This window comes from Paenibacillus sp. P36, from assembly GCF_045866505.1.
Classification (GTDB): Bacteria; Bacillota; Bacilli; order Paenibacillales; family NBRC-103111; genus Paenibacillus_E; species Paenibacillus_E chondroitinus.
The window spans coordinates 551,419-575,290 of sequence record NZ_AP038372.1; the positions used below are offsets into that span (position 1 = coordinate 551,419).

At 47.9% G+C, this 23,872-nt stretch carries 18 protein-coding genes; 10 read left to right on the plus strand and 8 right to left on the minus strand.

Annotation, left to right across the window (positions count from 1 at the left end; translation table 11 throughout):
- Positions 1–38: 38 nt before the first annotated feature.
- From ACKTT9_RS02600 to ACKTT9_RS02610, 3 genes are all read right to left on the minus strand, one after another.
- Positions 39–4,589, minus strand: coding sequence for a glutamate synthase-related protein (locus ACKTT9_RS02600; RefSeq protein WP_407870375.1), 4,551 nt, complete (start codon positions 4,587–4,589; stop codon positions 39–41).
- Positions 4,590–5,213: 624 nt separating this feature from the next.
- The gene (locus ACKTT9_RS02605; protein ID WP_407870376.1) at positions 5,214–6,560 is read right to left on the minus strand and encodes a glutamate-1-semialdehyde 2,1-aminomutase; all 1,347 of its coding nucleotides are present in this window, start codon (positions 6,558–6,560) and stop codon (positions 5,214–5,216) included.
- A 207-nt stretch (positions 6,561–6,767) separates the two neighbouring features.
- Entirely contained in the window at positions 6,768–7,805 is a 1,038-nt protein-coding gene (locus ACKTT9_RS02610; protein WP_407870377.1) for an LCP family protein, read from the minus strand.
- 205 nt (positions 7,806–8,010) lie between these two features.
- On the opposite strand from ACKTT9_RS02610, the gene ACKTT9_RS02615 reads away from it, so the two are divergent.
- The 5 genes from ACKTT9_RS02615 to ACKTT9_RS02635 all read left to right on the plus strand — a co-directional run bounded on the left by ACKTT9_RS02615 (position 8,011) and on the right by ACKTT9_RS02635 (position 13,033).
- The gene (locus ACKTT9_RS02615) at positions 8,011–9,066 is read left to right on the plus strand and encodes an ATP-binding cassette domain-containing protein (protein WP_407870378.1); all 1,056 of its coding nucleotides are present in this window, start codon (positions 8,011–8,013) and stop codon (positions 9,064–9,066) included.
- Complete coding sequence (locus ACKTT9_RS02620) at positions 9,059–9,853, plus strand: ABC transporter permease (RefSeq protein ID WP_407870379.1); 795 nt, start codon at positions 9,059–9,061, stop codon at positions 9,851–9,853. Before ACKTT9_RS02615 ends, ACKTT9_RS02620 begins: the two co-directional genes overlap by 8 nt.
- 3 nt (positions 9,854–9,856) lie before the next feature.
- The gene (locus ACKTT9_RS02625) at positions 9,857–10,645 is read left to right on the plus strand and encodes an ABC transporter permease (protein ID WP_127455109.1); all 789 of its coding nucleotides are present in this window, start codon (positions 9,857–9,859) and stop codon (positions 10,643–10,645) included.
- Between the two features lie 141 nt (positions 10,646–10,786).
- Positions 10,787–12,085 carry a phytoene desaturase family protein gene (locus ACKTT9_RS02630; protein ID WP_407870380.1) on the plus strand — a complete coding sequence of 433 codons (1,299 nt, stop codon included), beginning with the start codon at positions 10,787–10,789 and terminating at the stop codon, positions 12,083–12,085.
- Between the two features lie 27 nt (positions 12,086–12,112).
- A complete protein-coding gene (locus ACKTT9_RS02635) occupies positions 12,113–13,033 on the plus strand; it encodes an RNA polymerase sigma-70 factor (RefSeq protein WP_407870381.1) in 921 nt (306 codons plus the stop codon).
- 20 nt (positions 13,034–13,053) lie between these two features.
- Here the strand turns inward: ACKTT9_RS02635 and ACKTT9_RS02640 are convergent, their stop codons facing one another.
- From ACKTT9_RS02640 to ACKTT9_RS02660, 5 genes are all read right to left on the minus strand, one after another.
- Complete coding sequence (locus ACKTT9_RS02640) at positions 13,054–15,000, minus strand: FtsX-like permease family protein (RefSeq protein WP_407870382.1); 1,947 nt, start codon at positions 14,998–15,000, stop codon at positions 13,054–13,056.
- On the minus strand, positions 14,990–15,751 hold the full coding sequence (locus tag ACKTT9_RS02645; protein WP_407870383.1) for an ABC transporter ATP-binding protein: 762 nt from the start codon (positions 15,749–15,751) through the stop codon (positions 14,990–14,992). Before ACKTT9_RS02645 ends, ACKTT9_RS02640 begins: the two co-directional genes overlap by 11 nt.
- Before the next feature lie 98 nt (positions 15,752–15,849).
- Entirely contained in the window at positions 15,850–16,860 is a 1,011-nt protein-coding gene (locus ACKTT9_RS02650) for a sensor histidine kinase (RefSeq protein WP_407870384.1), read from the minus strand.
- The gene (locus ACKTT9_RS02655) at positions 16,853–17,548 is read right to left on the minus strand and encodes a response regulator transcription factor (RefSeq protein ID WP_407870385.1); all 696 of its coding nucleotides are present in this window, start codon (positions 17,546–17,548) and stop codon (positions 16,853–16,855) included. The genes ACKTT9_RS02650 and ACKTT9_RS02655 overlap by 8 nt, the downstream gene beginning before the upstream one ends.
- Before the next feature lie 143 nt (positions 17,549–17,691).
- Positions 17,692–18,963: a DUF6612 family protein gene (locus tag ACKTT9_RS02660; protein ID WP_407870386.1), complete on the minus strand. Its 1,272-nt coding sequence runs from the start codon at positions 18,961–18,963 to the stop codon at positions 17,692–17,694.
- Between the two features lie 158 nt (positions 18,964–19,121).
- On the opposite strand from ACKTT9_RS02660, the gene bcp reads away from it, so the two are divergent.
- The 5 genes from bcp to ACKTT9_RS02685 all read left to right on the plus strand — a co-directional run bounded on the left by bcp (position 19,122) and on the right by ACKTT9_RS02685 (position 23,866).
- Positions 19,122–19,601 (plus strand): thioredoxin-dependent thiol peroxidase, encoded by a 480-nt coding sequence (bcp, locus tag ACKTT9_RS02665; protein WP_407870387.1) that lies wholly within the window; start codon positions 19,122–19,124, stop codon positions 19,599–19,601.
- Between the two features lie 180 nt (positions 19,602–19,781).
- Positions 19,782–20,501, plus strand: a complete 720-nt coding sequence (locus ACKTT9_RS02670) for a hypothetical protein (RefSeq protein ID WP_407870388.1) — start codon at positions 19,782–19,784, stop codon at positions 20,499–20,501.
- The gene (locus ACKTT9_RS02675) at positions 20,476–20,880 is read left to right on the plus strand and encodes a DUF6516 family protein (protein ID WP_407870389.1); all 405 of its coding nucleotides are present in this window, start codon (positions 20,476–20,478) and stop codon (positions 20,878–20,880) included. The genes ACKTT9_RS02670 and ACKTT9_RS02675 overlap by 26 nt, the downstream gene beginning before the upstream one ends.
- A gap of 488 nt (positions 20,881–21,368) precedes the next feature.
- Positions 21,369–22,823: a polysaccharide deacetylase family protein gene (locus ACKTT9_RS02680; RefSeq protein WP_407870390.1), complete on the plus strand. Its 1,455-nt coding sequence runs from the start codon at positions 21,369–21,371 to the stop codon at positions 22,821–22,823.
- 65 nt (positions 22,824–22,888) lie between these two features.
- Positions 22,889–23,866: a MoxR family ATPase gene (locus ACKTT9_RS02685; RefSeq protein WP_127458692.1), complete on the plus strand. Its 978-nt coding sequence runs from the start codon at positions 22,889–22,891 to the stop codon at positions 23,864–23,866.
- Positions 23,867–23,872: the final 6 nt, after the last annotated feature.

Consider the following 23,872-nt stretch of genomic DNA (forward strand, 5'->3'; position numbering starts at 1 on the left):
AAGACCTTGAAAGAAGGTCCTGTGGAGCTTTGCTTTATCTATTCCGTAGCAACGGATTGGTCAGCTTGCATGTTGACCGGGGAGATACGGATGAAGTTAGCTTCAAGATTGCTTAGCAGACCGTCGATTTTGGCTGCTGCATCCGTTTGACCGGAGTTAGCAAGCTCTGTACGGTAAGCTGTGAGCAATTCAGTAAGGTCTTTGATACTTTGTACGCCAACGGACTCAATTTTAACTTTTGCGCCTTTGGCAATACGACGTTCGATAGCTGCTTGGTCTAGACCCATTTCTGGTACGAGACGTTGGTAGATAACCCCACCTGTCATCCCTGCACAAATCCATGGACCCGGATCGCCCATAACAACGGCACGGCCGTTTGTCATGTATTCGAACGCAAAGCCTTTGAGGTTCGCACGAGCGGCAAGTCCGCCGAGCTCATCTCGTAGAGGTGTCGTGATTTCGCCGCCGAATACAACGTCTGCACCGGAGAAACGGATACATGCACGTGTATCTGCGCTGCCTTGAATCAAGAACAAACCTTTTTGTGCGCCGTAACCGAACGATTTACCAACGCTACCGTTGATGAATGTGTTGTTTTTGCCAAGTGATTTCACGATGGCTACTTTACCACCGAACGCCATTTTACCCAGACCATCCTCGGCACCACCTTGAACGGTAATGTCAACGCCGCGGGCATTGAAGGCACCTAAGCCGTTACCTGGAACCGAACCGTCAACGAGGTTCAGAGCAATAGCAGGCAGTTCATCGTAGCTGCCGTCGAAACGGTCTCTTACGCGATGGCTGGAATAACGAGTTCCGAGAATACGGGACTCCGCATCCACTTTGGACCAGTTGCGAACGATTGGAGCGTCAAACGCCAAGGATTCAGGGAAGAATTCCAGACCTTCTGCACCAGCCGCGATACGGATATCAGAGGATACTGCTGCTTCTTCCATAGCTCTTTCAGCATCAGAAACGAACTGAAGTGGAGCAGGGCGAAGAATGTCAGACAGATCAATGCGATCCAAGTGGCTGATTTGCTCAAGCAGGTCAGAACGGCCTACCAGATCTTGCAAGCTAGTGAATCCGAGGGAAGCAACAACTTCACGTACTTCTTCGCCAATACCGCCAAACAGACGAACCAAGCTGTCAACAGCAACGTCAAATTGACGAGGAACGAAACGGCGAAGACCTTTTTCCTCAGCTTCTTCCATGGAATCGATTTGCGTTGCGATACCAACGTGGCAAGTGTCCAAGTGACAGCCGCGGCATGTTGTACAACCGATCGATTGCATAGCGATACTACCAAATCCGGCACGGTTAGCACCGAGCATAACCATTTTAACAACGTCAGCGCCTGATTTCAGACCACCATCGGACCACAGCTCTACGCGGTGACGAAGACCAGCTTCGATCAAAGCCACGTGGGCAAGTTTAGTACCGATTTCTGTAGGAAGACCAACGTGTGTCAAGGAGTGAATACGAGCCGCACCTGTACCGCCGTCAAAACCGGAAAGCGTAATAACGTCAGCGCCTGCTTTGGCAACACCCACCGCAATTGTACCGATACCTGGTACGACTGGGATTTTTACAATAATTTTCGCTTTGCGACCGCTAGCTTCTTTCAACTCGGAAATGATTTGAGCCAAATCTTCGATCGAATAAATATCATGGTTATTCGAAGGGGAGATCAGGTCAGAGCCGATTGTTGCATTACGAGCTGCTGCGATTTTGGCTGTAACTTTGGAGCCTGGCAAGTGACCACCTTCACCCGGTTTAGCACCTTGACCGATTTTGATCTCAAGGAATGCAACCGCGTTAGCCAGTTCAACGTTAACTCCGAAACGTCCGGATGCCACTTGTGCACCGCGCGTTTTTTTGTAGCGGCCAAGCATATCTTTAATTTCTCCGCCCTCGCCGTTCATGGTTACCATGTTAAGGCGTTCGCCGGCTTCAGCGTAGGCACGGAAAGCTGTTTCGTTCTGCGAACCGAAGGACATGGAGGAAATCAGCATCGGCAAGGAATGGCCGCCAATGGAGATATCAACCTTCGATGGATCAAGCGCCTTGCGGCCTTCTCCAAGTGCTTTCTCCACATTGAATCCAGCAATGTGACGAATGGAGATCGGGTTCTTCTTCTCTTCTTCACGTAGTTTGTCGCGGTAGTCGCCGTAAGAAGCGGCTCCTGATGCAGCATCGCCCAGCGCTTTCCACATACGTTGGAAGAAACGGAAGTTTTTCGCCGCTTTTGCTTTCGGATTGGTGAAATCGTTGTAACGAGCTTCAGCTTCAGCTTCAAGCTGTGCAAAGCCAGTTCCGCCTTTTTCACTACCCAGGTAGTTCACGATATCAAGCACCTCAGCCACTTCCGGGTGGAAGCCGATGGAGGAGAAGAAACGTGTATAACCGCGAAGCTCATGCGTACCGATCGTGGAGATTACTTTCTCCAAACCTTTCGTAAGAGCTCCATAAACTTTACGTGCTGCTGCCGCGTTGCCTTCTTTATCAGAAGCAGTGGAGAACAACAGGTAAGGTGAAATCACGTCGGCACCAAGACCACAAGCTACCGCGATATCATGCAGGTTACGAATCGCTGCGGAACGAAGCACTAATGTCACGTGACGGCGCAGGTTATCGCCGAAAGTAAGCTTTTCCGCACGAAGCGCGATATCGATTTTGGATACAACTAAGTGAGGCTCAAGCCACAAACGATCGTTTTGGTGAGCTTCTGAATCGTCAAGAATGATAAGTGCAGCGCCTGCGCGAGCAGCAGCGATAGCATCAGCAGCCAAAGCGTCCAAACCAGCGCCAAGAGATGTTCCTCTTGCAAAAGTCGTGGAAAGCACGGCTACAGCATTTTCACCTTGTGCACGGAACAAAGCAACCAATTGCTCGTAGGAAGGTTGGGACAGATGCTCTTCGCTATCTACACCGTTCGTACCTTCGAGTACAAGCGGAGCTAGAAGCTCAAGGCGAAGATTGCTATCAACCTGAGAGTAAACCGGTGTACGCGAACCTGCAATCACGCGAGTCGAGAAATGCTCCATTTCACGGTCACGGTCAATCGCCGGGTTGGTAACAACTGCAACGCTCTCTTTAATGAAGTCAGGCACGTTTTGACGTTCCCATGCAATAGCAGCGTGAGGGGAGTCGTGGCCCAGGGAGCGAATTGGCTCAGCGCCAGTTTCGGACATAGTTTCGATATAGGAAATACCGTCGCGATCCCAACCAAACGCACTGTACAATTGATCCGTTGCTACAACATTATCGTTGAGCTCGGCTTGCGTGTCTGTTTTGGAAGGGTTCAGATATTTACGAAGTCCGTTAATGTTCAAACGTTTGCTTGCGCGCTCGTAAACAAGTGACTGTACTTCATGGTAAGGAATGACTTGAACATGTTCACCTGGTGTAAGCACAACGCCGACTTTCTCACCTGGTGCGATAGGCTTCGGATCAGCAACCATGTCGCCAACCGTGATAACGCCTTGCTCCGAGGAGAAGTACAGGGAAGATTCGCTTTCAACCATCCAAACAGGACGTAGACCAAGAGCATCAACGCTGAAAATACATTCGTTGCCGTAACGGGAAACGATACCTGCAGGACCTTGAGCGAAGTGGCCCCAAACTTGACGGAAGTAAACATAAAGATCTTGAAGTTCCGGACGGAATTGTTTCATTTCATTAATAATAGGAGGGAAAACCATTTCCATGGCTTCGAAAAGTGATAATCCAAAACGGTGAATGAACGTTTCAATCGTTCTGTTCATGTCTTGGGAGTCGGAACCACCGCTAACGAGCGGAACGCCAACCATATCTGCTTCGAGACGAAGTTTCTTAACGGTGTTAATTTCACCATTGTGCCCCAGCAGGGAGAATGGTTGAACGCGGAAGAAGCTGGACAGTGTGTTCGTGGAATAACGGTTGTGACCGATTGTAACTTGGGAAGCGAAAAGCGGATCGCGTGTGTCGTTAAAATATTTCGGAAGAATGCTTGCAGCGCCCAACACTTTATAAGCGGAAGTTACATTGCTTAATGTTGCAACGTGAACGTTGTAGCGGTCTTCAATCGCGATATGCAGTTCAAAAAGGTGATCTGCCACTTGACCTTCTGTTTTGTTGCTGATTGCAGCGATTTGCCAGAATGTAGGCTCATCGTTTAAACCGTTAGGACCAAGAACGTTGCTATCTACTTGGTTTTCTTGCTCGAGAATGATGGACACATCGTGGGAAGCAAATAGCTCACGGATGCCATTCTGAATCTCGGTAACGGTCAGGTCAAGTTTGCGCGGAACAAAGATATGTCCAACAGAAAAACGGTTATCATAAGCAAGTTTGCCGTCTAGACCCGCATCTGTTAATTTCTTTTCCCAAAGAGCGCGTGGAATGTCAGTTAAAATACCGCAACCGTCGCCTTCACCGTTAATAAATCCTGAGCGATGTTCCATTTTTACAAGGGCATCAATCGTTTTTTGGATGTTTTCACGGGTAGGATGACCGTTCTTTTCAATAATACAGATAATACCGCAGCTGTCGTGTTCGGTTCCTAGTAGATCTTGAAAACGGCCTTCATTACGCATAATTTCATTCATTGCTCAGGTCAGTCGCCTGACCGTCACCTCCCCTATATATTTAACTCCTCTTTCACTACTTTGCTTGCATTTTGGCACTAATGAGCCCGCAACTCTTAGCATTTTCAATGGATGACCGGAAACCGATCAAAAACGAAATATGCGAGATTTTGAATAAAAATGCAATTTAACTGAATAGCATGCCAATTTCGAGGAAATGGCTCCCTTGAAATCAGTCAAGAATCGACCCGTCATAAAGTAAGGCATCACACACAAAAAACGAACGTGAATTTGTAAATCATGCCCTAACTTTCTAGGAAAATACTGCGAAAACAAGACTTTTCGTTAAAAGGGTAAAAGTAATCTTAGAATAGCACGAAAATGTTCATCCGACAATAGTTGCAGAGCGAAAACAAAAATGTAAGCGTTACCTTTCGTGTATAATGGTGAATAAAGGTAATTTATTTAATGCTTGGCTCCCTCTTAAAATACGAACGAACTATGTTCTTGTTAGGAACATAGTTCGTTTCTGGGACATGTTAGCAAATATGGATAGCAGAAAATACCTTGTGTGCCGGGGCATGATTTCATGTTTTTTTATACGCAATCGTAGTAATTGTGTGTATTTTCGAAAAAATTTAAACATTAGCGAGTTTTCATGATTTTAAAAGCGTGATCCACGGCATCCAGAGTCTGGGCGATGTCATCTTCCGTGTGGGCAATGGTTGTAAACCAAGCTTCGTACTTCGAAGGAGCGAGGTTGATGCCTTGCTCCAGCATAAGCCGGAAGAAGTCCGCGAAGCGTTCACTGTCCGTATCCTGCGCTTCGTCATAGTTGGTGACGGGATGATCGCAGAAGTGGGTGGAGAACGCGCCGCCGATCCGGTTCAGCGTCAAGGCGATGCCGTGTCTCGCAGCAGATTCCGCGATGCCGCCTGCAAGCGTCGCGCCAAGCTGCTCGAGCTTGGCGTACACATCTGCCTGCTGGAGCACCTCCAAGCAGGCGATGCCGGCCGAGATGGAGGCGGGGTTCCCCGCCATCGTGCCGGCCTGATACGCAGGTCCGAGCGGAGCGACCTGCTCCATCACGGCCTTGCGGCCCCCATAGGCTCCGATCGGCAGTCCGCCGCCGATCACTTTGCCGAGGGCCGTAAGGTCTGGCTCGACGGCGGCGAAGCGCGCCGCCGCCTCGGCAGTGCCGCCCTCCACGAGAGGGAGGCCGGGGTAAGTCTGTGCCGCTCCATAATGGAAGCGGAACGCCGTGATGACCTCGTCGTAGATGACGAGGGCCCCGTGTTTGCGAGCAGCTGCGCAGAGCTGCTCGAGGTAGCCGGCATGGGGCATGACCATGCCGAAGTTGCCGACGATGGGCTCCACCATCACCGCGGCAATCTCTCCGTTCCATCGCGCGAGCGCGGCTTCCAGTGCCGGAATGTCGTTGAACGGCACGGTGATGACCTCTTGCGCGATGCTCGCAGGCACGCCGGCGCTGTCCGGCGTGCCGAGCGTGGACGGCCCGGAGCCGGCCGCCACAAGCACTAGATCGGAGTGGCCGTGGTAGCACCCGGCAAACTTAATGATTTTGGTGCGCCCGGTGTAGGCGCGCGCCACGCGGATCGTCGTCATCACGGCCTCGGTGCCGGAGTTGACGAAGCGCACTTTGTCCAGCGATGGAATCGCGGACTTCAGCATTCTGGCGAACTCGATCTCGAGTTCGGTCGGGGTGCCGTACAGCGTGCCGTTCTGTGCGGCGCGGCAAATCGCTTCGGTCACGTGCGGGTGCGCGTGACCGGTAATGATAGGGCCGTAGGCGGCGAGGTAGTCAATGAAGCGATTCCCGTCTACATCCCAGAAGTGTGCGCCTTGCGCACGCTTCATGAAGACGGGGGCACCGCCGCCGACGGCTTTGAATGAGCGGGAAGGGGAATTGACCCCGCCCACGATGTGCTGCAAGGCTTCTTGATATAATTGCTCGGAGTTTTTGCGATTCATAAGAAGTAATCATTCCTTTATTAAGTAGTATGTATATTGGACGGTAACTAACGGACTTAGGAGGCGTTATTTCCATGATTGAGCGTAAATATTGGATGTAACGAAGCCCTCACTAATCTCATAAAAAGCCCCTACTTGAGGGGCTAAAGCCCTGTACCAAGTAGAGGCGTGTAAATCTTCAGTCGCTTGCTTTGCCGTTAAATCTTCTTACTTCGCCGTAGTTTTCACAGAAGACTTCGGCGTAGGTGAAGGCGATGGTTTCGTTGGACCTGTGTCCGCTTCAGCCTTGCCAGCAAATAAGTCTTTCACATATTGCTGCAGCTTATCTTTGTTTGCTGTAATGACCGCAGCTCCTCGAACGTTTTTCTCAACAACAAGTTCTGACGGCGGAAGCTGGGAGGAGACGATGCCATCAGCTTTGGCTTCAAAGCCTAGAGAAGCGAGCTTCAGCATATCCGTCACGCTTAGATTCGTGTCAATGTAAGGATCCATTGCATTCAAAATCTTCGGCAGTTTAATGAGAGAAGATGTTGTTTGCATTTTCTGCGCAACGGCCGTCAGGAATTTCCTTTGGCGTTCTGTACGTGAGAAATCCGATAGAGCGTCGTGCCGGAAGCGTACATACTGCAGGGCTGTTTTGCCATCGAGATGTTGTAGCCCTTTTTTCAAATTAATATCATAGACATGGTCATCTTCCGAGTCGGTATATTTCATATCTTTCTCAACGTCGATATCGATACCGCCCACGGCATCAATGAGAGCGATAAACCCTTTGAAATCGGTATAGACATAATACTGAACCGGGATGCCGAGCAAGTCGCTGACGGTTTTCATTGCTAAGTTCGGACCGCCTGTCGTAATCGCTGTATTGATGCGGTCTTCGCCTTCGCCAGGGATTTTCACATATGTATCACGGAGGATCGAGAAGAGGTGAGCCTTCTTCGTTACCGGGTCAATCGACGCGAGCATAATACTGTCGGACCGTGGCAATTCATTCTTCACCATGCCGCGGGAATCGCCGCCTAAGAGTAAAATGTTTACCCGATTTTTGCCTTCCCATTTGGGAGGGGTGTATTTCTCACCCTTGTCTTTGACCGTTTGGGCGATAAGAGGTGTGCTGCCTTTCGGTGCATCCGGTTTGTTGGAAATATTTTGTGCAAAATGATAAAAGGAATAAGAATAATAACCAGCCACCATTATCAGGAGTAAGCCGATCAGGAGCAAGGTTCGTTTAATAATTCTCATGGTTCTGCGCTCCTTTCTAAGGTAGGGATAATCTGTACTTTTTTTTCTTACAGAATTCATGTATCATGGGTTTGGTGCATTGTTGTACATTTTATCTTTATGATCCATATTATAGATGCTACGAAACTTCGATAGCAAGTTACGGCGAATTTTGCCGTTATATGTAGCCAAGTGTAGCCGAGTCTACCTAGACAGGAGGAAGTTCATGTTAGCCATTGATGTAGAAATGCTTCGCAAAGAATTTCAAGTTCAGCAGAGCCGCGGGGGCTTAAAGGGCGCCTTTCAAGATTTATTTCATAGAGAGTACAAACATGTTACAGCCGTGAAGGACATTAGCTTTCAAATTCCAAAGGGCGAAATTTGCGGATATATCGGTGAAAATGGCGCCGGTAAATCAACCACGATCAAAATGCTGACCGGCATCCTCGTACCGACCTCCGGACATATCAAGGTCAATGGTTTCGTTCCATTTAAAGAGCGCGAGAAGTTCGTTGCCGAGATCGGCGTCGTATTTGGCCAGCGCAGTCAACTCTGGTGGGATATCGGTGTTGTGGAATCTTTTCAATTGTTGAAAAAGGTATACCGTGTCTCTGAAGCCGACTACAAAAAGCGCCTCGACGAACTTGTCGACCGCCTGCAACTAGCTGATTTACTGTCACGACCTGTCCGTAAATTGAGTCTGGGGCAGCGGATGCGCTGTGAGCTTGCCGCTTCGCTGATTCATAATCCGGCGATTCTCTTCTTAGACGAACCAACCATCGGGTTGGATATCGTTGTGAAAACAGAAATTCGTGAATTCTTAAAATCACTCAATCAGCGCTATGAGACAACAATCCTGCTGACTACGCATGATTTGCAGGATATTGAGGCGCTTTGCTCGCGTGTTATTATGCTCGATGACGGCCGGATTATTTATGACGGCGGCCTGGAAGAGCTGAAAGCCAAATGGGGCAAAGGCAAGGAAGTCGTGCTTCAGTTCGAGCATCCAATCACACTGCCGCGTCTGCAGGAGCTGACGAGGGGACTGGATGTGGCGTGGCAGCTTGAGAATGAATTGTCCGCCAAAGTGTTTATTCCTTACGAGTGTGCGAACGTATCTGAAGTGCTAAGCCGAGTGGTCGGCGTGGTGCAGATTCAAGATATCAAAATCAACGAAACCAACACGGATGATATCGTACGAGAAATCTATAAAGCAGGTTCAGCTGATGTGAAACGTCCAGAAGAAACCAAGCAGCCAGAGGGAGCCTTCACACATGCTTAGTGCGTATCTGGAAGTTATTCGCATGCGTTTTCTCATGATGCTTGCTTACCGGGTGAACTACTACAGCGGCATTTTGATTTATGCACTCAATATTGGGGCCTATTATTTTGTTTATAAAGCCATTTATGCCGGGCAAGAGTTGATTGGCGGCCTGACATTGGGCCAGATGACGACGTATGTCGCTGTCTCCTGGATGGGGCGCGCCTTTTACTTCAATAACTTGGACCGGGAAATTGCCAATGAAATTCGAGACGGCAGTGTGGCGATCCAATTCATTCGTCCGTACAATTACGTATTTGTAAAAATGATGCAGGGACTCGGTGAAGGTGTCTTCCGTTTAGTGCTTTTTACAACGCCGGGCATGATTTTCATCTGGCTGTTACTGCCGATTCAATTTCCTAGTGATCCAGGCCTATGGGTCATCTACTTTGTGATGTTGTTTTTCAGTTTCCTAATTAATACGCAGCTTAATATCATTACCGGTTTGTTTGCTTTCTTCCTTGAAAATAACGAAGGCCTGATGCGCATGAAGCGCGTTGCGGTTGATTTATTCTCGGGATTAATTATTCCGATTTCCTTTTTCCCGGGGTGGTCGGAGTCCATTCTAAAGTGGCTTCCGTTTCAAGCTATTACGTACTTGCCGAGCGCCGTGTTTACAGGAAAAATTACCGGTTCGGCCATTTATCAAACTCTTGGCGTACAGGTTCTGTGGTTTTTGCTGCTGCTCGTTCCCATGGTTGTACTCTGGGTCAAATCCAAAACGCGTTTATTCGTGCAGGGGGGTTAACACATGACTTTCTATATCTCCCTAGTTGCTGAGTATCTGAAAAATTACATGAAAACCCGCCTCACCTACCGATCCGACTTCTGGATTGATGTGATTTCCGATTTGATGTTCAATGGGCTCAACTTATTCTTCATTCTCGTCGTTTTTTTGCAAACGCAATCGCTTGGCGGCTGGAATCAAGAACAAATTTTGTTCATTTACGGCTATTTTATGATCCCCTATGGCATATTCATCACTTTTTTTAATCTGTGGGGCTTCAGTGAACGATATATTGTTAAAGGGGAAATGGATCGTATCCTGACCCGTCCGGCTTATAACTTATGGCAGTTGATGCTGGAGAATCTCAGTCCATCATCTTTGTTCAGTGCGTTGGCAGGGTTGATTGTTATGATCTACTCTTGGGTCAAGCTAGGGCTTCCGTTCCATTGGCATGATCCGCTCATTTTTATCCTGATGGTTGTGGGCTCGATTCTCATCTATGCTGGCGTGTACATCTCGCTGACGGCGCTTGGTTTCTACTCTGATGCGCCAACCGGCATTCTGCCGCTGATTTGGAACATCCAGAACTACGGGCGTTATCCAGCCACGATTTATAATAAGCTGCTTCGCAGCATTTTGACGTGGATTTTGCCGTTCGCGTTCGTTGGCTTTTATCCTGCGGCGTATTTCATCGATCCGGCGAACTGGAAGTGGTTCGCGCTGCTCACGCCGATTATGGGCGTTGTTTTCTTCTTTATTGGTATTACGATTTGGAATATTGGCGTGAAACGGTACCGCGGCGCGGGATCGTAATGCTCAGGCCTCCAACTCCGCATATGCGGGTTGGAGGTTTTTTTGCGCTGTTAAGAGGCAACCGTCTACACGTCCTTTTGTCACAAAACGTAAACCTCATTCGCCATATGTACTGAAAAGACAAAACGGAGGCGATGGAATATGACGGAATTGCATAAACTGGGGCAATACGATACAGCAGTAATCGGCGGTGGCTTGGCCGGGCTAATCGCGGCGATCAAATTGGCAAAAGCCGGGCAATCGGTCATTATTTTGGAAAAAGCGGCGCGCTTGGGAGGCCGGGCGATGACGAATAAGAAGAACGGCGCCTTCTTCAATCTAGGCGGGCATGCCATATACCGTGCTGGTCAGGCGTACGCGATTTTGACGGAGCTGGGAGTGCGCCTGGAAGGAGGGAGTCCGTCTACCAAGATAAAGGCGTTGTGGAACAACCAAATCGTTCCCATGCCTGCGAATCTAACCAGTATGCTGACTTCGAAGCTGCTGACATGGTCGGGGAAAATGCAGCTCATGCAGCTCGTGATGAAGCTTACCAAAATGGACGCAAGCCGCATCCCTGACAGGAGCTTAAGAGAATGGGCGGAGGCGGAAATTTCGGATCCGATGGTCCGTCACGTCTTTTACTCGCTGTGCCGAACGGCTACTTATGCGCAGGATACCGACTTTCAGCTGGCAGGACCTGTGCTGGCGCAGTTGCAGCGTGCGTTAAAAGGTGTCCTTTACCTCCATGGAGGCTGGCAAACGATCGTGGATCAGCTTAGAGAACTAGCTGTCAAAGCGGGTGTCCAAATCATAAGCGGCAAAGATGTCAAAGAAATTGCGCTTGAAAATGGCAGGGTTCATAAACTGTTGCTAGCCGATGCTGAGTATGTCCAGGCAGCTAATGTTATCAGCACCGCTTCACCGTCTGAAACTTATAAGCTCGTAAGTGATACGGCTGACCGTACCTTGCTCAAGCAGTGGAAGGATCAAGCTCGTCCGTCCATGGCGGCATGCTTGGATCTTGGATTGAGGAAGTTGCCGGAAGGCGGGCGAAACGTGGCTATGGGCCTCGATCAACCGATTTTCTTCTCTCACCATACGCTGAACGCGCAGTTGAGCGACAACGGAACTTTGGTTGTGCATTTGGTGAAGTACAACGGACCGGGAGAAAGTGATCCGAAGGCCGACGAGCGCTTGCTCACCGAAGCCATGAACACCCTTCATCCAGGTTGGGAAGATGAGGTCGTGGCACGGCAGTTCCTGCCGAATATCACCGTGGTCCATGACACGCTGCATCGGGGAAGGACCAGCCGGTTCACAGGGCCGGCCGTTGAGGGAGTCCGCGGCCTCTATGTGGCCGGAGATTGGGTCACGCACGGCGAAATGCTCGCCGATGCTTCAGCGGCAAGTGCCACGCGGGCGGCACACGCTATTTTAAAGAGCTATGTGATGGCGTAAAATGGAAATAAGCAGGAGGTGTAGACGATGGAAAATGCGAGGGATGCCGAACAGATACAGATATATACGGCATATAAACCGCTTTTGTTTGCATTAGCTTATCGGATGCTGGGGAGTGTCATGGATGCCGAGGATGTCGTCCAAGAAACTTTTCTATATTTTAATGAGAAAAATCCTCAGGGCATTCAGAACCCTAAAGCTTATCTATGCAAAATGGTAACCAACCGCTGCATCGACAAGCTGCGTTCCGCAAGCAAAAAACGCGAAGTCTATGTAGGCCCATGGCTGCCGGAGCCACTTGTGGCGGTGGAGAACCAGGGCGATATGCCAGAACTATTTTATACGCAAAAAGAGTCGTTATCCACAGCGTACCTATTTCTGCTGCAGCAGCTTTCCTGGGTAGAGCGGGCGGTATTCGTATTAAGGGAAGTGCTGCAGTACGACTATGAGGAAATTGCTGAAATTGTTGATAAAAGCAGCGTGAACTGCCGTCAAATTTTCCGCAGAGCCAAAAGTTCGATCAGTACCTTTGCCAGTCAGGACGCCGAGGATGTTGTACAACCCAAGCAGCCAGTAGAAGATCAGGCTAACGCTATCGTGGAGCAATTCGTTCAAGCTTTAGCTTCCGGCAATATGGCTCAGCTGCTGAGCATTGTCAAAACAGAAGCTGTCCTATATTCGGACGGTGGGGGCAAAGTCAGAGCGGCTATACGGCCTATTGAGGGAGCCGAACGCATTGCCATGTTTTTATTTGGGGTATTGTCCAAAGTTCCGAGTGGCTTTAGCTTTCAAATGGCGACCGTAAATGGACAATTGGGCGTTGTATCCTATCAGGATAGACAGCCGAACAATGTGATGACTTTCCATGTTGAAGATGGTCAAGTAGCGGCTGTCTATTTGGTTGCGAACCCTGATAAGCTGAGGCATGTAGCGGAGATGAGTGTTTAAGGAGCTAAATCAATCGTCTATTAAAGCGCTTGGCGAATGACTTTCTTATAATGCTTCACGGAAAGGAAGCCGAAGACGGAATATAAAGCGGTATAAAGCACCATGACCACGATCATGGGTGTCCACAGTTCCGCTCCGAACAGGAACCAGCCGGATTGGACGGCGAAGTAGCTATGCGCAAGGCCGACGACAAGCGGGATTCCGAAGCTGAATAGCTGTTTGCGGCGAATCCCTTTTAATAAATCCTCTTGCGTGTAGCCCAGTTTTCGTAAAATCGTGTAGGTTGGCTTCTCGTCTTCACTCTCATCCATCTGTTTGAAATACAGGATGCAGCCTGATGTAATCAGGAACGTAAGGCCGAGAAAGCCGACGATGAACATCGTAAGTCCCATTCTATTTTTTTGGTTCAGAGTGCTATCCAATCGGGAATCACCGAGATCGTCTTTTCCTAAGCCTAAGTCTCCGAAAATCTGATTGGCGGTTGGCAGTTCAGCTTCGTTCACAATATCGATGCCCTGATAGAGGGAGGACTTCTTTTGCAGCGATGGCACCAGATCCTGTTTTAGCCGTTGGAAGACGGAGTCGTCTACGATGGCAACGGGCATACCGCCGTTTGTGAAGTACCAAGAGACGAAGGATTGTTTCTTCGAACCTAAATAGGTGAGCGGAGTAACGTTGTGTTGTCCGGCTAACTCGATATGCCCGGAATCTTTGAAACTCATAAATTTACTCAACAGATCGTTGGTGCCGGTAAACAGAGTTTGCTCAGGCTTCAAATCGTAGGAAGGCGTATTGGCATCGCTAATCACGGAAAGCGTCATATCCCTCGGATCCGCCATAAGCCCGTTCATTTTGCCGGATAAAATCCCTTCTAGGTTGGCTTTAGTCTGTAGCACTTCAATGGTCGTATCCTTATGCGAAATGTGGCGGGCATCCAGCGCCGCCTTGAACTTGTCGGCATCGTCCTTCTGGGTGATAGCGAAGTGGGCCGGCACATCGTTTTTTGCTGTTTTTTCCGCAGAATAGTACGAAATGTAGCTTAATGACAGCAAAGCGATGGCTAATGCCGATACGGTTGTAATGACAGTCAACAGCAGGGCATTGGATTTCATTCGAAACATAATGGAAGAGAGCGAGAGGACTTCGCGAACATTCAAATACCCGTTTTTCTTCTTGCGAATGACGTTAAGCAGCATGCGAACGGAGCCTCGATAAAACAGATAAGAGCCGATAATAACCGAAGCCAAAATAAAGATCATGGCTGTGAACAATTCGACCATTGTGGTGTAACTGCCGCTAAACAGCTTGGATGAAACATAATACCCGAGCAAGATGAGCGTAATGCCAATCAATCCAAGGACTGCTTCTGCAAGAGATAGCCGCTTTACTTTGATTTCGGTTGACGTAGTAACTCGGAACAGTGACAGGATGGTTTGTCTTTTTATAAACACGTAGTTAACCAGCATGATTAACAAATAAACAGCCACAAAAACAACGAAGGTTTGGACTAACGCCTGGGTTGAAAAGTGGAGCGTTGCAATCGCGTTGACCCCCGTAATTTGGAACAATATCATCAGAATCAGCTTCGACACCGAGAAACCGATAAAGCTTCCGACAATCAGCGAGCTGAAATACAGGATGAAGTTCTCTGTGCTGAGGATCCGGAAAATGGACGTTTTCGTCATGCCGATCAGCTGCAATAAGCCGATTTCCTTGCTGCGCCTTTTTACAAAGATGTTATTGGCATATAGATTGAAAATGGCGACAATTGCGATTAGCAGAATTGAGGCAGACTTGATGGCTGCTGCTCCTTTAATGGAGCCTCTGGTCTGATCCAAAGCGGGATCGTACTGCAAAGTGACGAAAGCAAAGTACAACGCGACGCTGAACATCAAAGCGAATATATATAAATAATAGTGCTTGATGTTCGCTTTCAAATTTTGAATAATCAGCTGGTTAATGCTCATTCTGCACACCGCCTAGGACTGCTTGCGTCTTCATGATATCTTGAAAGAACGCTTGTCTGGATTCCTGCCCTTTATAAAGCTGCGTGTAGATTTGCCCGTCTTTGATGAAAATAACCCGGCTCCCATAGCTCGCAGCGACGGAGTCGTGCGTGACCATGACGATGGTAGCTGTTCGCTTTTCGTTCATATCGCTCAGCTTATGCAGTAAATCCGATGCGGATTTGGAGTCGAGCGCCCCGGTTGGCTCATCTGCAAAAATAAGGCCCGGCTCATGAACGAACGCTCTGGCCGCGGAGGTCCGCTGTTTTTGACCGCCTGAGATTTCATTGGGATATTTATCCTTGATTTCATAGATGCCCAGCTCCGTGGCGACGGCTTGAAACTTGGACTCAGCGTCCTGTTTGGAAGTTCGAGCAATAGAAAGCGGCAGAAGAATATTTTCTTTGACGGTCAAGGTGTCGAGCAGATTATAATCTTGAAAAATAAACCCCAAATGCCGCTTGCGAAACTCGGCTAATTGCTTTTCTTTCAAAGTCGTAATCTCTTTGCCCTCGATTTGAATAGAGCCTTGGCTGACCTTATCGATGGAGGAAAGCACATTCAGCAGCGTGGTTTTCCCCGAGCCCGACGCCCCCATAATACTGACGAACTCTCCCTTTTCAATCCGGATATCGAGCCCCTTCAGAACTTCTTGCTTGTTGAATTTATTGCCGTAGCTTTTGTGTATTTTCACTGCTTCCAGAATCGTCATTTCACACACTCCTTTATTCGATAGCTTTATTATAAAAAGAGCTGCCCGGTTTCTCCCGCGATCGGGCGAACAAAGAAGAGAGGCATGTGACAAAGTTGTCACATGCCTGTAATGCGCATGACCTCATTCGGCAGGGGGAAGGTGAGGGTGAACGTGGTGCCAGCGCCCGGCTCCGATCTCACGGCGATGTGAATCAGCATCGATTCGGCGGCTTTCTTCGCCAAATAGAGGCCCATCCCCGTAGCGGCACTGTCTTGGTGCCAGGCTGTGGAGGTAAAGCCTTTATCGAAGATGCGCGGCAAATCCTTCGGTTCGATCCCGCGGCCATGGTCGCTGACCTCAAGGACCGTCCGTTCGTCGCGGCGGCGCGTTCGGATGACGATATCCGCAGCATGAGGGTCATTGTACTTCACGGCGTTCGTCAGCAGCTGACGTAGAATGAAAGCGAGCCATTTGGCGTCGCTCAGCACGTCCGTCACTTCGAAATCAAGATCGAAGCCGATGCCTTTTTGGATGCACCATGTCTGTAGCGTCTTAATTTCTGCATAGGTCAATGATTCCAAATTCACCTGTTCGATATACAGGTCGTTCTCCATGAACGGGAGCCGCTTCTGATGAAGTTGTTTATCCAGGAGTAGGTGAATCCGCAGCCATTCGTAGGTTAAAGCGGTCTTCATCGTCTCATCTTCCAGACGGTCCATCATGAGCCGCATGGCGGTGAGCGGTGTTTTGACTTCGTGAATCCACGCCAGCAAATCGTCCTTCTCCTGTTCCAGTGCGACCTGATGCCTGGACGCGGATTGACGGAGATGCTCAGCCAGATTTATCATGCTGGTCTCTACGACAGACTCCAAGGGACTATCCGCGCCCGCTAAGGCGGAGAGATCCAGATTGTTGTCTCGTTCCTCAAGCTGTTTATAGAAACGAGTTTCTTTGTTGTAGCGAAAAATGAAAAAAATCAGAAATAACGTTGTCGTTAGAAAAACGATGTAAAGAATAGGGCCAAAGGGAATGGCCTTATCCAAAAAGGCAATAAGCAGAACAAGAGCCTGTGCGGAAATAAAGAAAAGAAGCCAGCTTCTTCTTTCGACGAGATAGCGTCTAATCATGGAAATGAGCCTCTTCTGTGGCCATATAACCTTGCCCGACCTTTGTTTCAATAAAACGCCCTAACCCCAGCTCGTCCAGTGTTTTCCGAAGTCGATTGACATTGACAGTTAAGGTGTTGTCGCTGACAAACCGTTGGTCGTCCCAAAGGCTGTTAATGATGACGTCCCGGCTGACGATGGTGTTCTTACGTTCGATCAGCAATTTGAGAATGAAGATTTCATTTTTCGTTAATTCGATCGTACCGGTTTCGTTCGTCACCGTATTTTTCTCGTAATCAATCGTAGCGCCGCACCAGGTTTTCAATTTGAGAGGCTCCGTATTGTAATTATAGACCCGGCGGAGAATCGCATGGATTTTGGCGATAAGCACGTCGAAATGAAACGGCTTCTGGATGAAATCATCGGCGCCCAGCTGAATCGACATCACCATGTCCGTTGGATGATCGCGTGAGGACAAGAAGACAATGGGGACATTGGAATGAGTTCGAATCATTCGGCACCAATGGAACCCGTCAAATTTCGGGAGCTGAATATCAATAATCACGAGATCTGGTTTCAAGGCCGCGAAAGTCTCGATGACCCGGCCAAAATCCGTGATGCCGTGCACATCGTAGGACCACTGAGCGAGCCGGTCCTTCACTTCTTTGAAAAGCGTGGCATCATCTTCGATCAGCAATATTTTAAACATAGGGAATCACCTGCTTGCGACTAATTTCTAACATTCATTGTAATGGATAAACGAGATGAGTGCGAATGGCCGGTGTCTACCTGCCAAAACAAAAGAACCTTAATCCCCACGAAACGTGGGAATCAAGGTCCATTTTGTTACGCTTATTCAGCAGGGGTAGGAACAGTAGTAGGAGCAGGAACAGGAACAGGTTTCGCATTCTTAGCTTCCTCTGGTAATTGAATATCTATCGGCTGGTTCACATCTTGATAAGTCATAGACATGGTCATATCTACTTGTTCAATTGGAATATTTGGATCTTCACCATATTCGACGATATAATCGCCGTCCATGCTGACAGGAAGTTTCGTCTGCTCATCTACCGTAAGCACAGCAGATAAGGAAACGCTCATTCCTGCAAGCGCAGGCGAGTTAAGCACCTCTTTGAAAGCATCCTGACTGCCGCCAAGTCCACTTAATGTTTTGACAATATCAGCGGTGTTGGTTAGCTTGCCTCGTATAGAGACCTTGCGCTGTTTCTGCCCATCCTTCTCCGTCGTGCCAAGATCTTTGTAGAAGAAATATGGCGTTACCAAGGTTTTACTTACGTCCATGCTTTTCTTCTGCAGCTCCATCACCTGCTCGAAGGTAAATGGCACTTGTTTGGACATATCATACCACTCGACGCCGTCATTTGTTGCATTAGGCATGGACATGAAAGTCCCTTGACTAACCATGTATTGCTCCATGTTGATCGTTTTCATGACCATATCCGAGCCTGGGACAGCAGTCGTAATGGATTGATGAAGGCCTTGATCTTTATTATAGCTGATGTCTGACTTGACGGTTGTCTGCAGGTTGTTCAGCGGAGATCCCGCATTTGGATAAAGCAGAATATGCATGCCCATCTCCATGTGACCGCGGAACGTTTTTAGATCCGTTGGTGAGGTTGGATCCGCAACGAGCCAGGAGGACACCGAAGTGTCGTTCGCTAGCGCTTTTTTGATGGCTGCTCCTGCTGTGTCTAGAGTAATACCGGCAGTTTGGCCGCTGAAATCAACGCTGTAATCGCTTTTCAAAACAGTGCTCGCCTTACTGTCGGCAAGACCTAGAAATCTTCCCAGAATGAGGGAAGCCTCCGCGGGGCTAACGGCTTGTTCCAGGCGGAATGTGCCGTCTGAATATCCCTGCAGGATGTGGCGTTCACGCATGATACGTACAGTGTCAGCATAGGGAGAATCCAGACTGACGTCGGTTGGCAGAACAGTTTGCTTATTCACAGGTGTCAGTTTCAGCTCATCGGTAATTTGTTTAATGAATTGTCCGCGTGTAATAAGTGCGCTATCATCCGCTGCTGCGGCAGAGACTGATAGAGTAGGGAGGGCTAGTGTCAGTCCCAGTGTGGAGAGTAATGACATACGTTGAATAGGATGCATGACGATTCTTCACTCCTTTAAATTTTATACCATCCTATTAAACCTACCATGATTTTCATGTTATATGCTAGTTTTGGACATGCCGGTTTGATGTGAGGCTGCAAATATCGCATAATGAGTGAAGAGAAGTAAGGAATGGATAGAGGAGCGTTCATAGAATGGCTAAGAAAAAAGAGCAAGAGACGGTCAAACGTCTTGCCCCTGATTTTACACTGCCTGCATCGAATGGCAGCAGCGTGTCGCTGCATGACTATAAAGGTAAAAAGGTAGTTATCTACTTTTACCCGCAAGATAATACGCCGACCTGCACGCAGGAATCCTGCGATTTCCGCGACTATAACGGCAAGTTCGCCGAGCTCGGGGTCGAAGTCATCGGCATTAGCCCTGATGAACTGAACGCCCATCATAAATTTATCGCGAAATATGAGCTGCCTTTCCTGCTGCTTTCTGACAGCGACCACCAGGTGGCTGAGAAGTACGGGGTATGGGCGCTCAAAAAGCTGTATGGCCGTGAGTACATGGGCATTGTCCGTTCGACCTTCCTTATTGACGAGGAAGGCTACATCGTGAAGGAATGGAGCAAGGTGCGGATAAAAAACCATGTCCAGTCGGTGCTGGAAGCGGTTGAAGCGCTATAAGAGGAAGGCTGTCGAGGGAGGTTCTCGGCGGCTTTTTTTTTATTTTTCATTTGGGATCATTGGTTTAAAATTTATTTTGTTGAATAATAATGTATTTAAGTTAGTTTAAGTTGAATTAATAATCATTAAATTAATGGTTGAATATACCAATAAAATTAGGTAGACTGGAGCTGTGGGGTGATGTTAGTGCCTATTACATATGCGGAAAAGAATTTTTTTAGTAAGCATTCGAGTGAAATCGCATTGGAATTACTGAAGTTGGGCAGCTATGACAACAGTGTGTTGTTATTCAAGGTACTCGCACATGCAGTGAAGAATAATGACGAACTTGTTCAGTCACTAGACGAATCGATCTTTGAAAATGAAGAGTTATTCAAAGAGAAATTTTCGCACCTCTTAGAACATGCTCTGTTACAAGCTACAAAACAAGAAGTTCCTACGGCTTTTGCAAATGAGTTGAGCGAGTCAGGTATTAGTTGGGCACCGGTTAAAGAATTTACACCTGGAGAGCTGTCAAAGTTTTTTGGGGTGAGTGTGGTGACGATTCATAAATGGATGGATCAAGAGCGTTTTGTTGGTATTAAGCGTGCGAAGGGTAACAAGCATAATTATATCCCTGAGGATACCGAGTACATTACTCCATCAGGAAAGAAAATGATGGTTAGAGACATCGTTATGATGTGGCATAAGCAAGAATCAGAAAGTGTTCACAAGCTTAACGAGAACGACTTAGCTTACTACACACGTCAAACTGCTATGTATGAAGAAAAATACGGTGGTGAATTCAAAAAGACGCTCGGTGCCAAAAGCAATTTGAACCCCGAAGAAGAAACCGATGCTCAGGTCTGGCAACACTTGCTCAGGAGGCAAAAGGTTGAGTTTAGAGATCCCGAAGAGTAATTTTTATTTCATTGAACAAAACTTTGCTGACATCATTGAAGAGGTCCGAGACGGTGTTGGTGGTCTAAAGAGTGATACCAGGAGTGCGCGCAAAACAATTGTATTCAGGGACATGTCAAAAATGCATTGCATTGAAGAGCTAAATAGAATGGGATATATAGAGTTATATTGGTACGATTGGTATGATTCCGAGAAACAGATTATCATGAAGTTTCACGCTCATTATCATCAGGATGGAACACCAATTAGGATAACTAAGTATGATCCTTACCACATTCATAATCATGTTGATGGACGTATGGTTAATGAGAAGTTCCGTGAACTTAACGAAATTCTTGAGTTTATTCGCATCAGACAGTTTTCTTTAAAAGAAAAATAATAATTGAGGCTATCCCCCGATCCGGGAGGATAGCCTTTTGTGGTTGTATACGAGAAGTAGTGAAAGAAAGACTCGCACCTCCAAGTTTACACTCACGATCCTTTGAGGAACAGGCAGAATGGCTCAATCCTAAAACTCTTTACTCTAGTTCAATGGCTCGGCGAACGCGAGGAGAGAGTGAGGGAACTACAGTCCGCTATTTCATCTAGAAGCATCCGTTTGCTAGTTGGAGTGGAACTGTGATCCTCTATTCTGCCAATTTTAAGCGAAATACTAGATTTTTCAACAAATAAGACCCTGTAGTTCCGTCTAGCCCATGAGAACGACCGATTTAACCAAAATAGAGGACGCTAGTTCCCTTTCTCATCTCTCCAGATACTACTTCTCCTCATCGAAAAATTACTGCTAGACAAGAGACATACTCCCCGTCCATCTCCCATATACTCTATCAGTTAGTAAAATGATAGAACAAGCGGAGGGATCATCGCATGCGTTTTCATGTTCAACATGCAGCCATTAAACGGAAAAGTTTTCAACTCATTATGGTCATGCTACTACTAGTTTCCCTATTTCTCTCTGCGGTCCCTGTTAGGGCCACGGAAGGGGATGGAACCTCCGCAAAAGATGAGCAGGAGATCTACCAAAAGCTCAAAACGGGCAAACGCCTGCAGCAGGAAGAGAAAAACTATGTAACACCTGAGCAGCCTACGGTTTATTTAACCTTCGATGATGGTCCTAGCAAGTTAACGGGCAAGGTTCTGGATATTTTAGAGCAAGAAGGCGTGAAAGCTACATTTTTTGCGCTGGGCGAGCAGGCCAAAGAGTATCCAGATATGGTGAAAAGAATTTTGAAAGACGGACATACCCTCGGCAATCATTCCTATAATCATGTATATAAAGAGCTTTATAGCGATTTTCAAACGTTTTGGGATCAAATTCAACGCAGTGAGGAAATCTTCGCCGACATCGCAGACACCCGCCCGCAATTCGTGCGCGCTCCTGGGGGGACCTATACCAATTTCGATGCCTATTACTACTATTTAATGGATAAAGCGGGTTATACCGTCGTTGACTGGAATGTAGACAGCGGTGATTCGAAGAGAGTTCATGTTCCGGCAAATGAGATCTGGCAAACGGTCAAGGATTCACCGCTCGAACATGAATTGACGGTTCTATTTCATGATGGCACGGGGCATGAATCAACCGTAGAGATCCTGCCTAAAGTGATCGAATATTATAAGAACCTGGGTTATGCTTTCGCCCCCCTGACAACTGATGTAAAGCCGAAGCAATTCCAAGTGGGGAAATCCAAGTGGTCAAGAAACATGAGTGCGGCTCATTTTCAACAACTATGGGAGGAAACACAACAATATGCGACCGTACACCAGCATCCGGGCCTGCAGCAAGTCAAGGAGGAGCCTAAGAACACAGATGAGCAGCTAGGGAAGCAAAAGGTGGCAGCAGCGGAGACAGAGACGCCGACGGTGGCTGTAAAGCCGACTGTGCCGCTAAAGATTAATTTTTCTAAGTGGAGCAGTGTCACCTTGGAGCCGGCACAATATCAATTGCGATCGGATCGTATTGAGCTATCATTGCGTTTTTTAATTGAAAAGTTAGGTGGAAACGTACAGTGGCAGGATAAAACGAAGACAGCTAATGCTCACTACGGCATTTACGATATTCAATATGACTTACCGGCGAGAACGATTCGCGCCTATGCTTTGGGAAATAACGTAGCCACCTACTCGCTCGCAGATATGGAACTGCAGGAGGGGACGATGGTCGTGCCCCTGCGTAAAACGGTAGATTCGCTAGGAGGTAAAATTACGGACACGGTGATGGAAGAGGGCAGACGGGAAGTGGCGATGGCCTTCCGACAATTCTATATCCTGAAAGATAATAATAGTAGTCTAAAAAACTCTCTATTTGCCCTAGCAGGTTAATGTCTAAAAGAGTAGAAGACTGGAAAAACTAGAAGCATACCTTTAAGTAAGGAGGCTTCTTGACTATGCAGTCGAAAACACGAATATTCGATCAGCCGCAGCCTCTCGTGGAACGGATGATCCTGAATGTGGAGAAAGTGATTGTTGGCAAAAGAGAGACGATCGAGCAGGCATTTATCGCGATGTTAAGCGGCGGTCATCTTTTATTGGAAGACGTGCCGGGTGTGGGAAAAACGATGTTGGTGCGCGCTTTGGCAAGAACCATTGGTTGCGAGTTTAAGAGAATACAATGTACGCCGGATTTGTTGCCATCCGATGTGACGGGCGTGTCTGTTTATAATGCGAAGACAGGCGATTTTGAATTTCGCCCTGGACCTTTAATGACGCCGATCGTATTGGCGGACGAATGCAATCGGACCTCTCCGAAAACACAATCTGCTTTTCTGGAAGCGATGGAAGAGAAGCGGGTCACAGTGGATGGGGTGGGCTATGAACTGCCGAAGCCTTTCGTCTTGCTGGCAACTCAAAATCCCGTAGATTATGAAGGGACTTACGCACTTCCTGAAGCGCAAATGGATCGCTTCCTGATGAAGCTATCCTTAGGCTATCCGACGCCGGATCAAGAGATTCTGATGCTCGACCGACTCCAGGATCGCCATCCGATCGACCAAGTGAAGCCTGTTATTGTGCAGGATGAGTTTGTGCAGTTGCAAAGAGAAGCAGCTATGATTCATGTCGATAATACGTTAAAAGATTTCATCGTGCGCCTTGCTTTAGCTACAAGGGAACATACGGATTTGTACCTTGGTGCAAGTCCAAGGGCATCCCACGCGTTGATGCGTGCTGCGCAAACGTCCGCTTATATGAAGGGCAGAACGTTTGTTGTGCCGGATGATATTAAGGATTTGGTGCTGCCTGTTTGGACGCACCGGCTTATTCTGACCTCCGAGGCTCGGATGACGGGCAAGTCGGCGGAACGGATATTAGCGGATCTATTAGCTTCCTTGCAAACTCCAGTACTTCGCTATGTTTCGTCGAAGTAGGGGGCA

Excerpts from the sequence above, each read along its gene's own strand:
- ACKTT9_RS02605 (WP_407870376.1), bottom strand. The coding sequence starts at position 6,560 with ATGAATCGCAAAAACTCCGAGCAATTATATCAAGAAGCCTTGCAGCAC.
- ACKTT9_RS02620 (WP_407870379.1), top strand. The coding sequence starts at position 9,059 with ATGCTTAGTGCGTATCTGGAAGTTATTCGCATGCGTTTTCTCATGATG.
- ACKTT9_RS02650 (WP_407870384.1), bottom strand. The coding sequence starts at position 16,860 with ATGATTAGACGCTATCTCGTCGAAAGAAGAAGCTGGCTTCTTTTCTTT.
- ACKTT9_RS02655 (WP_407870385.1), bottom strand. The coding sequence starts at position 17,548 with ATGTTTAAAATATTGCTGATCGAAGATGATGCCACGCTTTTCAAAGAA.
- ACKTT9_RS02630 (WP_407870380.1), top strand. The coding sequence starts at position 10,787 with ATGACGGAATTGCATAAACTGGGGCAATACGATACAGCAGTAATCGGC.
- ACKTT9_RS02610 (WP_407870377.1), bottom strand. The coding sequence starts at position 7,805 with ATGAGAATTATTAAACGAACCTTGCTCCTGATCGGCTTACTCCTGATA.
- ACKTT9_RS02685 (WP_127458692.1), top strand. The coding sequence starts at position 22,889 with ATGCAGTCGAAAACACGAATATTCGATCAGCCGCAGCCTCTCGTGGAA.
- ACKTT9_RS02680 (WP_407870390.1), top strand. The coding sequence starts at position 21,369 with ATGCGTTTTCATGTTCAACATGCAGCCATTAAACGGAAAAGTTTTCAA.
- bcp (WP_407870387.1), top strand. The coding sequence starts at position 19,122 with ATGGCTAAGAAAAAAGAGCAAGAGACGGTCAAACGTCTTGCCCCTGAT.
- ACKTT9_RS02600 (WP_407870375.1), bottom strand. The coding sequence starts at position 4,589 with ATGAATGAAATTATGCGTAATGAAGGCCGTTTTCAAGATCTACTAGGA.
- ACKTT9_RS02635 (WP_407870381.1), top strand. The coding sequence starts at position 12,113 with ATGGAAAATGCGAGGGATGCCGAACAGATACAGATATATACGGCATAT.
- ACKTT9_RS02670 (WP_407870388.1), top strand. The coding sequence starts at position 19,782 with ATGTTAGTGCCTATTACATATGCGGAAAAGAATTTTTTTAGTAAGCAT.
- ACKTT9_RS02615 (WP_407870378.1), top strand. The coding sequence starts at position 8,011 with ATGTTAGCCATTGATGTAGAAATGCTTCGCAAAGAATTTCAAGTTCAG.
- ACKTT9_RS02660 (WP_407870386.1), bottom strand. The coding sequence starts at position 18,963 with ATGCATCCTATTCAACGTATGTCATTACTCTCCACACTGGGACTGACA.
- ACKTT9_RS02640 (WP_407870382.1), bottom strand. The coding sequence starts at position 15,000 with ATGAGCATTAACCAGCTGATTATTCAAAATTTGAAAGCGAACATCAAG.
- ACKTT9_RS02645 (WP_407870383.1), bottom strand. The coding sequence starts at position 15,751 with ATGACGATTCTGGAAGCAGTGAAAATACACAAAAGCTACGGCAATAAA.
- ACKTT9_RS02625 (WP_127455109.1), top strand. The coding sequence starts at position 9,857 with ATGACTTTCTATATCTCCCTAGTTGCTGAGTATCTGAAAAATTACATG.